This window comes from Pseudomonas sp. CROZ-RG-20F-R04-15, from assembly GCF_022662375.1.
Taxonomy (GTDB): domain Bacteria; phylum Pseudomonadota; class Gammaproteobacteria; order Pseudomonadales; family Pseudomonadaceae; genus Aquipseudomonas.
Window position 1 is genome coordinate 91211 of record NZ_JAKNQL010000006.1, and the last position, 14889, is coordinate 106099.

A 14889-nucleotide genomic window follows, 5' to 3' on the forward strand; every position below is an offset into this window, starting at 1 on the left:
CCTGCTTATTCAACGGACGGAATTCAAGGCATGCTGGACGCCAACGCAACCCACATCACCCTCACGCTTGAAGGCGCCAACGCCGACCTGCAAGTCCTCAGCTTCACCGGTCGCGAAGCCCTCAACCAACCGTTCCGTTTCGACCTCGAACTCGTCAGCGCCCGCCCCGACCTCAAACTCGAAGAGTTGCTGCACAAGCCCGGCGTCCTGACCTTCGGCCCTACCGGCGAAGGCAAGATCCACGGTCTGGTCTATCGCATCGAGCAAGGCGACTCCGGCAAGACCCTGACCCGTTACAGCCTCAGCCTGGTGCCACAACTGGCCTACCTGCGGCACAACCACGATCAGCAGATCTTCCAGCAACTGACCGTGCCGAAGATCATCGCTCAGGTCCTTGAAGATCGCGGCATCCTTGCCGACGCCTATAGCTTCCAGCTCGGCGCCGAATATCCGGAACGCGACTACTGCGTGCAGTACGACGAATCCGACCTGCACTTCATCCAGCGCCTGTGCGAAGAAGAAGGCATTCACTTCCACTTCCAGCACAGCAGCAGCGGCCACAAACTGGTATTTGGCGACGACCAGACCGTGTTCCGCAAACTGAAACCGGTGAGCTACCAGCAAGACTCCGGCATGGCCGCCGACAAACCGGTGATCAAGCGTTTCAACCTGCGTCTGGAAACCCGCACCACCCGCGTCAGCCGCCGCGATTACGACTTCGAAAAACCGAAGATCCTCCCCGAAGGCGCGGTGAAAACCGAGTTCGCCCCGGACCTCGAGGACTACGACTACCCCGGCCGCTTCACCACCCGCGAGCGCGGCAAGTTCCTCTCCACCCGCGCCCTCGAACGCCATCGCAGCGACTACAAACTCGCCGAAGGCAAAGGTGACGAGCCGACCCTCACCAGCGGCCATTTCCTCACCCTCGCCGAACACCCGCGCGCCGAATGGAACGACCTGTGGCTGCTGCTGGAAGTCTTCCACGAAGGTAAACAACCGCAAGTGCTCGGCGAAAACGTCACCAGCGACGTCACCGACCACAAAAGCGATTTCCACCAGGGCTACCGCAACAGCTTCCTCGCCACCCCGTGGGACGCGCACTATCGCCCTGCCCTTGAACACCCGAAACCGAAAGTCCTCGGCAGCCAGACCGCCGTCGTCACCGGCCCCGCAGGCGAAGAAATCCACTGCGACCAGTACGGCCGCATCAAAGTGCAATTCCACTGGGACCGCGACGGCCAGTCCAACGACAAAACCACCTGCTGGATGCGCGTCGCCAGCGGCTGGGCCGGCGCCGCGTACGGCGGCATCGCCATCCCGCGCATCGGCATGGAAGTCCTCGTCACCTTCCTCGAAGGCGATCCCGATCAGCCACTGGTGACCGGCTGCCTGTACCACAAGGAAAACGTCGTCCCCTACGACCTGCCGGCGAACAAAACCCGCAGCACCTTCAAAACCCTGAGTTCACCGGGCGGCAAGGGCTACAACGAATTCCGCATCGAGGACAAGAAAGGCGTCGAGCAAATCTATATTCACGCCCAACGCGATTGGGACGAGAACATCGAGCACGACCAGAAGATCCGCGTCGGCAACGAACGGCACGACACCGTTGAAGCCAACACGCTGAGCGAGTTCAAGGTTGAAGAGCACCGGATTACGCATCTGGATCGGATTAGCGAAATGCGTGCGGATGATCACCTGACCGTCGGTGTCACCCAGCACCTGAAAGTGGGGACTGCGCAGTTTGTCGAAGCCGGGTCAGAAATCCATTACTACGCCGGCCAGAAGGTTGTGGTCGAAGGCGCAATGGAGCTCACGGCCAAGGCAGGCGGCAGTTTTGTGAAGGTGGATGCCGGTGGCGTGACCATCAGCGGGGCCGAGGTGAAGATCAATACCGGCGGCTCGCCTGGCGTCGGGACGCCTGCGGCACCATTGCTGCCGGGACCGATGAAGGTAGCGGATGCGGATAAGGCTGGTAAAGCGCCACTCCCCGCCCGCCTGAATGAATCAGGCATCACACCGTTGTGCGGAAAACAGAGTAACGGCGCTTGCAGCCGTAAGGATTGCACATGCATGTAAAAGCGCTGAGCGCTCTGCTGGCAGAGCCTCGCTACAATTTCTCGGACCTGCCGGCCGCGAGCGAGTCGCTCTGTTTCATCATCGACCAGGGACTCCAGCCAGAGGCATTGAGTCAACTCTACCGAGTAGGCGAACCGGTGGTTTCCCAAGGGCTGTTTTTCGGCACTGACTTCGCAGAGATTCCTGATGGCCCATTGTGGCTGGTGGCCCCTCGGGGCAGCAAAGTGGCAAACGTAGCGGCAAAACTTTGTGAGGAACGCTTTTCGGGAATTGCGATCTCAACACCTGATCCTGAACAAGCATTGGCTCATGCGCGCTGGTTGCTCCGAGCCAATGACGGTTCCGGTGGGCAAAGCTTGTTGAGCTTCCACAAACCGAGTCTGTGGGCGGCGCTGGCTTTTACCGCGGGGAAAACCTTCGACCAGTTGCTCGGTTGCTGGAACGCTGTCTACTGCCCTGCGCCGATCCATTTCGGTCAGCAGCGGGGTCCATGGTTGGCCTGGAAAGCCAGCGAGGAATCGACGTGGCTTGGTGACAAAGCGGCATTCAATCTTCCTGAGGCTGCCGCGCAAGTTCAAGCGCGCCTGGGATGGGTTTATTGGGTGGATGAGGAATACGCAGCGTTTGAAGAGCCAGACGATGAGCGCTTGAACGACATCGCCGACAACCTCGACCTGCTGCTCAAAAGCAATATTTATGACGGTGATCACCTGCTCAAGCTTGGCCATGCCGTGAACGGTCCGCTATTTGAGACACAGCCTGAGATCATGGCGATCCTGCAATCTAAGGACGAGTCGTTTATCAAAGTAGATCGGCTCCTGGAATCAGCCGCCGTCGCCCAACGTTAGGGCGACGCGACAACAGAACGGAATCACCATGGAAATCACGAATCACGCCGTCATGCCCGGCGAAACCCTGGGCCAGATCGCTTCGCGCTACAACAGCACCGTGGCGCAACTTCGCCAGCTCAACCCCTTCATCACCAATCCAGACAACGTCAAAGTCGGATGGAACCTGAGCGTGCCAAAAAGCGCTCAAGCGGCCGCCGCGCCTGCCGCTCCCTCGCCCGCTGCGCCTCCATCCCCTGCGCAGGCCTCCCCAGAAGCCGCGACTCAGTGCTCTGCGGAGGATCTGGTTGAACTGGATCCGGTCAAGGACGCTCCTGATCAGAGTTCAAAGACCTTCAAACCCCACGCACCTCCGTGTTCAAAAAAGTTTGCCAGCGCGATTTACGCCACCGAAGAGCAAGAATTCTGGCTGCTCCCTGAGCGGGCAAAGTCCGCTATCAAAGAATCGATGTTCGCGCTGGATAAAATGATTGCCCCCAGCAAACCACGTGATGCACGCCTGAACGGGCTGCAGGAATCGGGTTTGCTGGAATACTTCCTTGAGCCCAAGTTGAGCAACTTCCTCACGGGCGCGAAGCGTACGCGTATGGAAGAATTTGAAGCGATGGGAGATGAGATCGAAATCGATCCCGCCACCGCCAAAAAGAGGCAAAACGAAGTTAACGGAAACAAACCGGGAGCGGCTCCTGCGCAGTCTCCACAAGAGGACACCGCGCAATCGCGCATGGACCGTTTAACGGCAGACCTGGCTACTGACCAGGACGTCCACCAAGCCTATGCCGATTTTTACAAGCGGAGGGCTGAGTGGCATGCGCTGAAAAAAGAAGCGGTAGCGGCTGCGAAGCTGGAAGGCTACACCTACGAAAGCGGCTCGCTCTACTCCAAAGAGGCGATTGAGGCGCGCGCACGGGTGCAAGCCTATTTGGAAGCCCGCAAGAAACTCCTCGGCAACAAAGACTTCAAGCAAGTCCCGCTGGAAGACGTTGCCAAAGCCTTGGCGGAAAAGAAGAAAAGTTACGAAAACATCTGCAGCGGCATGAATGACTGCACCGCCGATCTGGTCGGGTATGTTTTGACGCTCTACAAAAACGCCGATGCGCTTGATTACCATGCTTACACTGAATCCATTATCAAAGCGTCTGAATACGGCATTGCACTTCCAGAATTCGCGCTGATCAGTGACGGCCTTCCTTCCGGCATCGAGCAGTTCAAACTGTATCTGGATACCGAGAAAGAGCAGGCGGAAGTTACAGCGCAGCTTCAAGAGAAATACAAACGCTGGATCGAGGCAACAGGCCAGAACGCCCAAGCTCCGGCGGGCCTGGTTGATGTGGAACGTACCAAATGGGATAGCCTGCAAAAGACCAAAGACGACCTTCAAGCAAAAGCCCAAAGCAATGTCAGCAACAGCAAGCCTGCGCGTTATCTGATTTGGGACCCGGAAGAGTTCCAGCCAAAACCGGTCGACCGCATGGTGAAACCGGGCTTTCCGCTGCGTGAAGTCAGTCTTTCGGATGCCAAGGGTACGCCCCTGGGCTGGTTCAGCATGGCGAACCTGAAAGACGCAAAAAAGATCCTGAAAGAGGATTCAAAAAAAGCAGCCGGTTCAATAAAAAAGGTCGCTCAAAGTTTGCCCGCGGACGCAACCGAAGGCTCCGATAAAAACAGTGAAATCAACTCGTTCCGCCAATGGCTTCTAGATCAGGGCGCCATAAAGTTCAGCGATCAGGTCGGCGACTGTTTCGATGAAAAAGGCTGGTTCAAAGCCAAAGACTTTTATGCTTACTTGAAAAAGCAAGGCTATGAGGTCACTGAACTGGAAGACGACGCGACCCTTACCAACTGGGGCGAACACCTTCAGCAACTGGTGTTCAAGAAAAGTGTGCGCGGCAAAGTAAGACTCTTTGATGCCAGCCCTCAGGCGCAATTGGTCCGCTGCCTGACCCCTCCACAGCCAAACATTCACGGCGAAGTAAAGCTCGAAGGCCCGAAAATGTCTGCCGCCGAGGGCTTCCAGATATCGGGAGAGATGGGCTTAAGCCTGGACCTGGCCCGTGGCGAAGTTCAGTTGATGAAAGTCGACATGCCTGCCAAAGCCAGTGCTCCAGAGATCACGCTTGATTACTTCCTGGACGGCAGCCCGCAAAAAATGAATTTCGGCCGCTTCTCCTTCCACTTTGGTGTGAAGGCATGGGGCTACGCCGGCGCATCGCTGCTGTTAGCCGGCAGCGTCGAGTTGAGCCCGATCTTCGGCAACGTCAAGTACGGGGCGTCACTGAGCCCGGTAAAACGCGCACAGCGTGAAGATGCCTCTGCAAAAGAAGAACGTGCCGATCACGCCGCCGCCAAACAAGCCAAAGCCGACAGCGGCGACAACAGCCCTACTCCCGATCTTGAGCACCAGTCGAAATCCGGCACCTACGCCGATACCAAAAGCACAGATCAACTGCGAGGCGGACGCTTCGCCAAAGTGCAAGTCGAAAACGGCGCAAAAGCCAGTTTCAACGTGTTTGGAGGCTTGCAAGCCGCGATTGAACTCACCGGAGTAATGAACTGGGCACCGCCCAAAGAACTCGTCGCCCTGCGCACCGCGCCAACGATGGGCGTTGGCAGCGCTAAAGACGCGAAAAGCGCGAATCCATGGCTGACAATGGCCAAGCTGAGCGGCTCCGTTGGAGTCGCGTTAGGTGCGGGCTTTCAGGGAACGGCGCAGGTGTCTCTGGATAAGGGGCGGTTTATTTTGAACTTGAAAGCGGCGGTAGTGCTGGGTCCTGGTGCTAACGGTAGCTTTAAATTCGAAGTTGGTTATGAGGCAGTAGTTGACCTTATCAACTTGTACCGCAAGGAACTGCACAAAGCGAAAGGCAGAAAGGTAGAGTGGATGGAACCTGAAGCAGGTAAGTTCGCATCCGCGCTGAACGCATTAGGAGCAGCTGGGCTTAGTGTGGAAATGTCTTATCTTATGGGTTGGAGTTTAGTCATGGACTTATATGACGCAATGACCAGCGGAGGAAAAGGCGGCCCAATCGCTCATGCGATTATTGAGTACCAAAATCCCGACGAGTTAAAAAAATGGGTTGTTGAGGCCACCCCTGCAGCGTTAGGGCCGATCTTGATGACACTAATGTCTAATCCGGAAGAATTCTCCATAGCGACAACGAAGCAAGCTAGCCTAAGCACCTCAAAAGACGGTAAGAAAAAATACACTAGAGATACTGCATATTTAGCACAACAAACAGCCATTGAAATAATAATAACTCACATCACTACCAACGCCAAAGAGCAAGGAAGTCTACTAGAAGCTCAAAAACAATTTCAGCTAGCCTGCGCATGCATGAATAAGTTCGGAGTGGAACCGGTTGACCTCGGTCAAAAATATTGTGAAAACCGTTACGTGCTGGACAATTTCATGAGCGAACCGGTGCTTACAGCAACCGAGCCATTCGGAAACACAACAAGGGCTCGTTACAAGAAAAACGCTTCACTATTAGGTGAACCGTTTGATGGCTCCTGTAAAATTGTCATGAATGAAAACAGCTACATACCAAAGCCCTCTGTGAAATTCTCAGCTCCAGCGAGAAAATTAAATTGAAAAATATAAAATTATTCGCAACTACCTTCTGCGTCTGCTTTGTTTTACTCTGCAACACCGCGAACGCAACTCTCACAAAACAGCAAGAAGAAGCAAAGAAAAAAGGCATTGAGCTTTACAATCAATACAAAGCAATATCCGCAATCGAGTTTTTAAAGATTGCTGCCGAGGGTGGAGATGATGAAGCACTCTACTACTTAGGTGAATCAATAAGAAAAAACAACAGATACATGACTCAAGAAGCACAAATAGCTTACGAGGAGTCAGCAAAAAAAGGCAATATTTATTCTATGATCCGGCTCGGAGGAGCGGACCAAGACTTGTGCGTAACCATGAAGAATTGTTCCCCCTCTGAGCAATCGCCTGAAGGCTGGATGAATGAAGCTAAAAAGCTTGCAACTGATCAGGCATCTCATGGAAATGCTGAGTCTATGTACTTGTTATGGGAAATAACAGGGAACGATGAATGGTTAGAAAAATCTGCAGAAAAAGCTTTCGCTTTAGCGCAATTTCGTTTAGCGACTAAATATCAAGAAGGTGGCGGAGTATTCCTACTGCCCTCCAGAAGATCAGATGAAATCGAAAGGTGGATGAAAGCGTCTGCAGAGAATGGCTATCCTCCAGCTATGATGGGATTTGCCGCTGCCAGGCTTGAAAAAGCCGACTTTTCATCGTTTAGAACTTGGAATGAAAAAGCTGCAGATTCAGGCTACGTATCAGCGGTTTTTGGTTATGCTTCTTATATAGGCGAAGTTGAACCAAAATACGGATTCACCTCAGACCCAGTGACGTCATATGCGCTACTATCAAATCTACTAGAGCTTGATGGTGGTGGAAACGTAATAAACAATGTTAACGATGTTTTGCCAGAAGTGGAAAAAAACCTGTCAAAAGAGCAGATAGGGAAAGCAAAAGAACTCGCAAAAACGTGGAAGGCCAACCATCCGCCTCTCTCGTTCTTCCCTGACAAGCTAGGATATTAACGCCAGTGAGGCTATTCAGGTATTTCTTTGTCGCAACATTTCTAATAAGTACCACGCCTGCTTTTGCGTCAAAATCAGCGCGCGAAGTTGCTGCAGGCATTGCTTTATATAATCAGTTAAAATTTGACGCAGCCTTCCCCTCATTAGAAATAGAAGCACAATCTGGAAATGTGGAGTCGCAATACTACTTAGGCGAAGCGCTAAGAAAGCGCAACCGATATATGACGCCCGAAGCACAGCAATGGTATGAAACAGCGGCGATTAATGGCTCCATATACGCAATGATTCAGTTGGGCAGAGCAAAAAACGATCCTTGCGCAATAATGGAAAACTGCCCACCGTCTAAAAAAACTCAAGCTGAGTGGTTCGTGGAAGCAAAGAAAATCACTTTGCCGAAGGCAAATGATGGCGATCCAGAATCTCTGTATTTAATGTATGAAATCACCTTGGATCATAAGTGGTTAGAGAAATCTGCAAATGCAGGATATCCACTCGCGCAATATTGGATGGCTGTAAGTGAAAGACAAGGTGAAGGTTACTTCTTCATTCCTGGAGGACGTGATGCGTCAGTAAGAAGATGGCTACTGCTCTCTTCCGAGGGTGGCAACCCAAAAGCAATGATGGAATATCTAGAAACACTGTATGTAAAAGGAGAAATGGAGAGCACTCGGCACTGGCTTGAAGTGGCCGCAGCAACCGGCGAGCAAGCAGCCCTGAGCAACTATGGAGCGTACATTTCACATACTCCCGACAAAGTTGGCTACCCACTTGACCTAGTTAAAGGCTACGCTATTTTTTCTTTGCTAAAGGAGCTCGGCGACAGCGGTGGAGTGCAAGATTATGTTGACCGTAAAATTGAAAAGATTGCTAAAAAAATGACACCAGAACAAATTGAACAGTCAAAAATCGTTGCGCAAGAGTGGAAAACCACCCATCCACCCGTTTCTTTTTTCCCCGAAAAACTTAGCGATTGACTCCGATTTTTTGGTATTTCTTTAGGGAGGCGCGGACCGCCGAATTTTAATCGGAGACTAACCGCCCCCCTTACTTTCGCAGAGAAGAAACAACCACCCATGAGTTCAGCAAAGATACCAATAAAACTAATGACTGCGGCGTTAACGCTGTTAACTATAATAGCAACCGAATCATCTGCTCTTACGCACGAACAGCTTCAGGCAAAAATCCAAGGCATTGAACTCTACAATCAATACAAAACCATTTCTGCGATCGAATTTTTGAAAACCGCCGCTGACGGCGGAGATGATGAGGCGCTCTACTATCTGGGCGAAGCGTTAAGAACAAATAACCGCCACATGACTCCGGAAGCTAAAAAAGCATACGAAAGCTCCGCAAAAAAGGGGAATATCTACTCTATGATTCGCCTTGGGAGAATTGAAAACGACTTGTGTTCAACCATGAAAAACTGCCCACCAGGTGAAGACTCTCCTAGCAGCTGGGTAATTAAAGCTAAAAGCCTTGCAATTCAACGCGCAACGCAGGGAGATAGCGAATCAATGTACCTGTTATATGAAATGACAGGCAATGATGACTGGTTGGAGAAGTCAGCAGAGAACGGATTCGCATTTGCGCAGTTCCGTCTGGCGACGAAGTACCAAGAAGGAAGTGGTTCATTTTTACTTCCCTCGAGACGCAACCAAGCTATCGAACGATGGATGAAGGCGTCTGCTGAAAATGGTTATCCACTTGCAATGATGGGGTTAGCCGCCATCATGATCGAAAAAAATGATTTAGCCTCGTTCAGAAACTGGAACGAAAAAGCAGCTGACTCGAGCTACGTAGAAGGTGTATTTGGATATGCATCCTACATAGGCGAAGAAAACTCAAAATACGGTTTCGCATTCGACCCAATAAAATCATATGCTTTACTTTCAAACCTGCTGGAACTTAATGGTGGAGGCAATGTAGTACGAGACGTCAATGACACATTACCCGACATAGAAAAAAACATGTCAAAAGAGCAAATAGAAAAAGCAAAAGAGCTCGCAGAAACGTGGAAGGCCAACCACCCGCCTCTCTCGTTTTACCCTGACAAGCTAGGTTATTAATAGCAGTGCGAGCATTTAGAATTATTTTAGCAATGCTGATCGCCGCTCTTTCTGCAAACAGCTCAGCACATTCGCGAACAAATGAATCAACCCTGGGAGTGGTGTTATACAACCAGCTAAAATTAGACTTGGCGATTCGCGAACTAAAAAAAGAGGCCGACTCGGGAAATGTGAATTCACAGTATTACTTTGCCGAGGCACTTCGAAAGCGAAGCCGGTACATGACTGCTGAAGCGCAGCAATGGTACGAAACCGCTGCGGATAATGGATCTATATTTGCCATGATTCAGCTAGGCCGCCAAAACGACGACCTCTGCAGAAAAATGACCAATTGTCCCGCGAATAAAAAATCAAGCGCTGATTGGTTGATTCAGGCTAAAACAATTGCATCAGGCACAGACACCCCTGAGTCTTTGTATTTAATGTATGAAATAACTTTCGATCGTACTTGGTTGGAAAAATCTGCAAACGCAGGTTATGCGCTCGCGCAATATTGGATGGCCGTCGGTGATCGACAAGGTGAGGGATTTTTTCTTATGCCTGGAAAACGTGATGAGGCCATCAGCAAATGGCTGAAAGCTGCCTCTGAAGGCGGCAACCCAAAAGCAATGATGGAATACATTGAGATCCTGTATAAGAAAGGCGATCTTGAAGGGGTGCGCCATTGGCTGGAGGCAGCAGCTGAAACGGGCGATCAAAAAGCAATTAGCAGTTATGGCTCTTACATTGCCCATGCACCCGACCAAGTTGGTTATCCCCTCGACCTTGTTAAAGGTTATGCACTGATTAGCCTTCTGAAAGAGCTGGATGGTGGAGGCGCCATTCAAGATTTCGTTCAAGATACTCTCGAAGAAATTGGAAGCAAAATTACACCTGAACAGATAGAAGGCTCAAAAGCTGTCGCTGAGGAATGGAAAACCACTCACCCACCGCTCTCCTTCTTTCCAGAGAAACTTGGCAGATAAATGGCTGAAACATTAAAAATTCAAGCAAGAAATCATTAAGCATCATCTAAAATTTAATACTAAATTTCTAGATCTCAAGCCAGGAACCCGAAGGCTACATGATCGATATTTTGAAAGATACACACCTCAGAAAAAGCTGGCGACGACGAAAAATAGCTCTTAGTGTGGTGGCTTTACTATTTTGCTACGCCACCCCGAAGATTCTGGAGCTACTACGTACCCCTGGTGCCATGCTGACGTCATCGAATTACACGGATCGCCCAATTTCTTTCTTTTCAGTAAATGATTTTGGGGGTGGCAATCTTTCTGCAATGGGCGGTGGAGGGATTGTTTGTTGCAGGAAAATCGAAGGGAAATCGGTTCGGGTTGCCTGGACTCTCGGCCGAACTGGCGATCAGCTAAGGAAAGGTGTGCAGAAAGAAGATCACGAGTTAAACGTGCCTCTACCTCACCGAGCGCGAGGCGATGATTATCTGCACGTTCGTTTTTTACCCGGAAACGCAGTTGAGCTGAAATGGAGTCCTAACTTGATCAGTCCATTTGATTCTGAACCGAGTACGACCGGGCCCTAGCTGATCGGCATTGTCACTCTCAAAACAGAATCCAGCCGTAGAATATAAGTACAACTCTCTGCTTTGGACCTTATGCGCGTGATAGATATTGCTGCGGACGCCAGCCGGAAACAAACATGGCGACGAAGACGAATAGTCCTAGCTGTACTGGCTGTGCTGCTTAGCTACGCCACCCCCAAAATCCTCGCACTGTTCCGCACGCCAGGTGCAATGGTGACTTCGGAAAACCATATGGAACGACCGATTTTCAGTTTCTGGGTCAATGAATTTTGGGGTGGGAACCTTTTTGCCAACGGCGGCGGTGGAATAATGTGCTGCGCCAAATTTGAGGGAGACACAGTCAAAGTCACCTGGATATTGGACATGACCAAACAGCAGCAAATACAGGGCGCGGTAGAAGAGCGCCATGAAGTTCAGCTTTCGCTTCCCCAGCGTGGCCGAAACGATCAGTACCTGCATGTGCGCTTTGATCCGGGTAATAAAGTTCGGCTCGGATGGAGTGCTGACCTCTTCAGCCCCTTCGAATCAAGCCCAACCAAGGCTGTTTCGGAAAGCATTGAAGTGCAGTAAGAATATGTGATTCAGCGAGGTGCCCATGTCCGATCATGAAGATATTGATCTGCGTGACAGTGCTTGTGGCTGCTTTTCTGACTTTTCTAGTTTATGAGCGAATTCGGGCGCCCGGTGCTGCCCTTGCCATGCTGAAACACGGGTCGTTTCTCACTCCGTCCCGTGGTTGCGTCCTTTCAATTTCTCATCAAACCGGCGCGGTCCAACTCAACATCTGCTGCTGCGCCACCTGCAGCAAATCATTGCCATCCTGCGTCAGCAGGTACAGCGCATGGGTGATGTGTGGAATGTCTTGCACGTCGGCGTGCTTGAAGCACAGGCAATGCAGGGTTTCGAGCAGGTCGGCGGCGGCGCGGATGCGCTGGACGGCGGCTTCGAGGATGTCTTTCGGGTTGGCCTGGGTGTCGATGAGCAGTGTCGGGGTTTCGGTGACGTTGCTGCTGAGGGGGAGATAGCGGTTTTGAAGCGGTTTAATTATTGGCATTTTGATTACTCAACTGTATTAGAGGGTAACCGCCATAGCCGTGACCAAACGGTGGGAGGCGGCCGTGTACAGGCTTGGTCAACCGAGAACAGTTCAAAACTCAGCTCGCCCGAAGGCGTCCTGCACACAGCCGCCACTGCAATGCACTCCACGGATTAGGTAATCCGAGCGGTGCAAATGATGGCACATATGCAATGAACTTTTCTCAGGTGACCAAACCCGAACCACTGATTTTGCAGCGGCAACCGACAATAACCGCCCCGCTCCAGCCGCCGAAAGCAGACAAGGCACCAGCCTTTGTAGGAATTCGCCAAACCTTCCAAAGAAAACCGCCGCACTCCCTGACAGCCGGCGTTCAGCTCGGTTAACCATCCCTTAACGCCGTGGTCAAAAACTCTACTGAACCGCACGCCCTCAGCCATTTTGGCTGTTGCCCAGTGCGGCAGGTTCGGGTGCATCACGCCGAACTCTAGAACCGCCACACGGGAGTCCTTTCATGAACATTCGTCCTTTATTGCTCAGCGTCGCCCTCGCCTGCACCGCGTTCGCCGGGCTGGCCCAGGCCAATGACACCTCTGCCACGTCCAAAGCCGTGCCGTATGAGTACGGCATGCCGCTGCATGTGGCCAAGGTGGTGTCGTTGACCGAGCCGCCAACACAAACGTGCAAAGTGATTACGGCCGACATGAAGTACATCGACAATGCCGGTAAGCCTGAGGAAATCAGCTATCGGAAATTGTCTGACGCGTGCAACTTCCAGAACTGACAGAAACGTCTGATTTGCGGGTTTGCGGTAGGCGTGGGGAGTTTCGGCGGTTATGCTCGGAGCCCTCCTCACTGCCGCAAGGATTCGCCATGCAGTTGTCGTTTCGCACGTTGTCGGGCTTCACGTGTTCGTTGTGTTTCTTGCTTGCGTTGGCTTGGGGCGTCTTCCCGGAGAGGCTGCTGGCGATCTGGAGCATCGAGTATTCCGACGCTGCCGGGTTTGTCGCGCGGCGCAGCGCGGTGCTGTTTGCGGCGTTGGGGGTGATGTTTTATCTGGTGCGCAACGCACCGCCGTCGCTGGGGCGCAATGCGCTGAGCAACGGGTTTATCGTCGGTTGTTTTGGTTTGGCGGTACTGGGATTTGCGGAATGGCTCAACGGTCATGCCGGCCCCGGGATTTTGCTCGCGGTGCTGGTCGAGTTCGCGCTGGGCCTTGGTTTTGTGCAGGCCCGGCGCGTGACGGTCGAACTGGGTGAAACGGTGCGTTAAACGGCTCTGGAGCGTGGGCTGTAGTGATGTTGCACAGCTTGCTTGTTCAGATCCGAACGCAACCCGGCGATCAGTTCATTGATTTCACGACAGCCATTGAGGTGGCTGGCGTCGATGCCGCTGACCAGCAGATCGACCTGATCGGTCTGGTGATCGCCGAAAACCTTGACGGTCATCGACAAGTCCGGCGACAGCGTGCACTGGCAGCGTTTCGGCAGAAAACTGCTTTCAATGATATTGCGTAGTTCCAAGGCAGACAGAAACATGGCGAAACCCTCTCCTTACTGTGAGATGCCAATCAAGTATTCACGCTGACCGTTGCGGCCCCTGCACGGGTGTGTCCCCGCTGTTTCCCTGGGTGCGACAAACGGTGGTACTGCGAAATGCCCATTGGAGTGTAGGCGCCCAAGGCCGGTGCGCCGCACTGAAAAGACGCATAAAGCGTGCCTTTCATCGGTTCATTTTCACCCTCATGAAATCAAGCACTTGGCGGCAGTGCCAGTATTTGGCTGCTTGCAAATTGCAAGAATGGCCCCGGCCGGCACTGCAATTTGCAACTCGACGCTGGTTTGCAATCACGGCCTATGACGGTAAGAATGCCCGTTATCCACCCTACACCCGCACGGAGGCTTCCATGGGTTCTTTCCGCGTTTGCGCGACCACCGGGCTGATCATCGCCAGCCTGTCCACCCTCGCCCACGCCGCCAAGCTTGAAGATGTTGCGCCGTACCCGAAGGCTGAAGCCGGATTCACCCGCCAGGTCATTCACTTGCCCAAGCAAGAGCAGGAAGAAAACTTCCAGGTGGAAATCCTCGCTGGCAAAACGCTTGAAGTGGCTTGCAACCGTCAGCGTTTGGGCGGTGTTCTCGATGAGAAGAATCTTGAAGGCTGGGGTTATCCGTTCTATCGACTGGAAAAGGTCATCGGGCCGATGAGCACGATGATGGCCTGTCCGCCCGGCAACCAGAAGAAACGCGCGTTCGTGCCGGTCGTCGGTGACGGTTTCATGTTGCGTTACAACAGCAAGTTGCCGGTCGTGGTGTATGCGCCGTCGGACGTCGAAGTGCGTTATCGCATCTGGTCAGCCTCGGACAAAGTCGGTACAGCCCTGCAGGAATAACCCGAACAAGGAGTGTGTTACTTGATTACCTGCCACGTCCGGTATGTCATTGATCCGTACCAATTGCCTGAGTTCGAGGCCTACGCCAAGGCCTGGCTCGGCATCGTCGAGCGCTTGGGCGGCACGCATCACGGTTATTTCCTGCCGTCCGAGGGCGCAAGCAATATCGCTTATTGCCTGTTCAGTTTTCCGTCACTGGCGGATTACGAAAGCTATCGGCACATCGCGATGACTGACCCGGAAAGCACCGCACTGGTGGCCAGCCTGGTCGAGCAGAAGTTCATCGTCAGCTACGAGCGCAGCTTCCTGCGCCCGTTGCTGCCGTAAACCGCTTCACGCCGAGACGCTGCAGACTG

General features: G+C 52.5%; 15 protein-coding genes. 13 read left to right on the top strand and 2 right to left on the bottom strand.

The genetic code is table 11. The features are described 5' to 3' along the window. Positions 1-30 precede the first annotated feature (30 nt). From L8H52_RS11430 to L8H52_RS11470, 9 genes are all read left to right on the top strand, one after another. A complete protein-coding gene (locus tag L8H52_RS11430; RefSeq protein ID WP_242207120.1) occupies positions 31-2079 on the top strand; it encodes a type VI secretion system tip protein VgrG in 2049 nt (682 codons plus the stop codon). Next, the gene (locus L8H52_RS11435; protein WP_242207121.1) at positions 2070-2927 is read left to right on the top strand and encodes a DUF4123 domain-containing protein; all 858 of its coding nucleotides are present in this window, start codon (positions 2070-2072) and stop codon (positions 2925-2927) included. The genes L8H52_RS11430 and L8H52_RS11435 overlap by 10 nt, the downstream gene beginning before the upstream one ends. Before the next feature lie 28 nt (positions 2928-2955). Beyond that, complete coding sequence (locus L8H52_RS11440) at positions 2956-6519, top strand: LysM domain-containing protein (protein ID WP_242207122.1); 3564 nt, start codon at positions 2956-2958, stop codon at positions 6517-6519. Then, positions 6516-7502, top strand: a complete 987-nt coding sequence (locus tag L8H52_RS11445) for a sel1 repeat family protein (RefSeq protein ID WP_242207123.1) — start codon at positions 6516-6518, stop codon at positions 7500-7502. Before L8H52_RS11440 ends, L8H52_RS11445 begins: the two co-directional genes overlap by 4 nt. Positions 7503-7507: 5 nt before the next feature. Next, positions 7508-8476, top strand: coding sequence for a sel1 repeat family protein (locus L8H52_RS11450; protein ID WP_242207124.1), 969 nt, complete (start codon positions 7508-7510; stop codon positions 8474-8476). 99 nt (positions 8477-8575) lie between these two features. After that, positions 8576-9568, top strand: coding sequence for a sel1 repeat family protein (locus L8H52_RS11455; protein WP_242207125.1), 993 nt, complete (start codon positions 8576-8578; stop codon positions 9566-9568). A 32-nt stretch (positions 9569-9600) separates the two neighbouring features. Continuing rightward, complete coding sequence (locus L8H52_RS11460) at positions 9601-10533, top strand: sel1 repeat family protein (protein WP_242207126.1); 933 nt, start codon at positions 9601-9603, stop codon at positions 10531-10533. Between the two features lie 98 nt (positions 10534-10631). Beyond that, positions 10632-11105: a DUF3304 domain-containing protein gene (locus tag L8H52_RS11465; protein ID WP_242207127.1), complete on the top strand. Its 474-nt coding sequence runs from the start codon at positions 10632-10634 to the stop codon at positions 11103-11105. Positions 11106-11177: 72 nt separating this feature from the next. Continuing rightward, positions 11178-11675 carry a DUF3304 domain-containing protein gene (locus L8H52_RS11470; RefSeq protein ID WP_242270255.1) on the top strand — a complete coding sequence of 166 codons (498 nt, stop codon included), beginning with the start codon at positions 11178-11180 and terminating at the stop codon, positions 11673-11675. 187 nt (positions 11676-11862) lie between these two features. On the opposite strand, the gene L8H52_RS11475 is transcribed toward L8H52_RS11470, so the two are convergent. After that, the gene (locus tag L8H52_RS11475) at positions 11863-12159 is read right to left on the bottom strand and encodes a hypothetical protein (protein ID WP_242207129.1); all 297 of its coding nucleotides are present in this window, start codon (positions 12157-12159) and stop codon (positions 11863-11865) included. A 496-nt stretch (positions 12160-12655) separates the two neighbouring features. Between L8H52_RS11475 and L8H52_RS11480 the strand changes: the two genes are divergently transcribed. Beyond that, positions 12656-12925: a DUF2790 domain-containing protein gene (locus L8H52_RS11480; RefSeq protein ID WP_242207130.1), complete on the top strand. Its 270-nt coding sequence runs from the start codon at positions 12656-12658 to the stop codon at positions 12923-12925. Between the two features lie 89 nt (positions 12926-13014). Continuing rightward, on the top strand, positions 13015-13413 hold the full coding sequence (locus tag L8H52_RS11485; RefSeq protein ID WP_026000451.1) for a hypothetical protein: 399 nt from the start codon (positions 13015-13017) through the stop codon (positions 13411-13413). Here L8H52_RS11485 and L8H52_RS11490 read toward each other — a convergent pair. Then, positions 13410-13679 (bottom strand): DUF1652 domain-containing protein, encoded by a 270-nt coding sequence (locus tag L8H52_RS11490; protein WP_242207131.1) that lies wholly within the window; start codon positions 13677-13679, stop codon positions 13410-13412. The two genes, L8H52_RS11485 and L8H52_RS11490, sit on opposite strands and share 4 nt — an antisense overlap. Positions 13680-14047: 368 nt before the next feature. On the opposite strand from L8H52_RS11490, the gene eco reads away from it, so the two are divergent. Then, entirely contained in the window at positions 14048-14533 is a 486-nt protein-coding gene (gene eco / locus L8H52_RS11495) for a serine protease inhibitor ecotin (RefSeq protein WP_242207132.1), read from the top strand. Between the two features lie 21 nt (positions 14534-14554). After that, complete coding sequence (locus tag L8H52_RS11500; protein WP_242207133.1) at positions 14555-14860, top strand: NIPSNAP family protein; 306 nt, start codon at positions 14555-14557, stop codon at positions 14858-14860. Positions 14861-14889 lie beyond the last annotated feature (29 nt).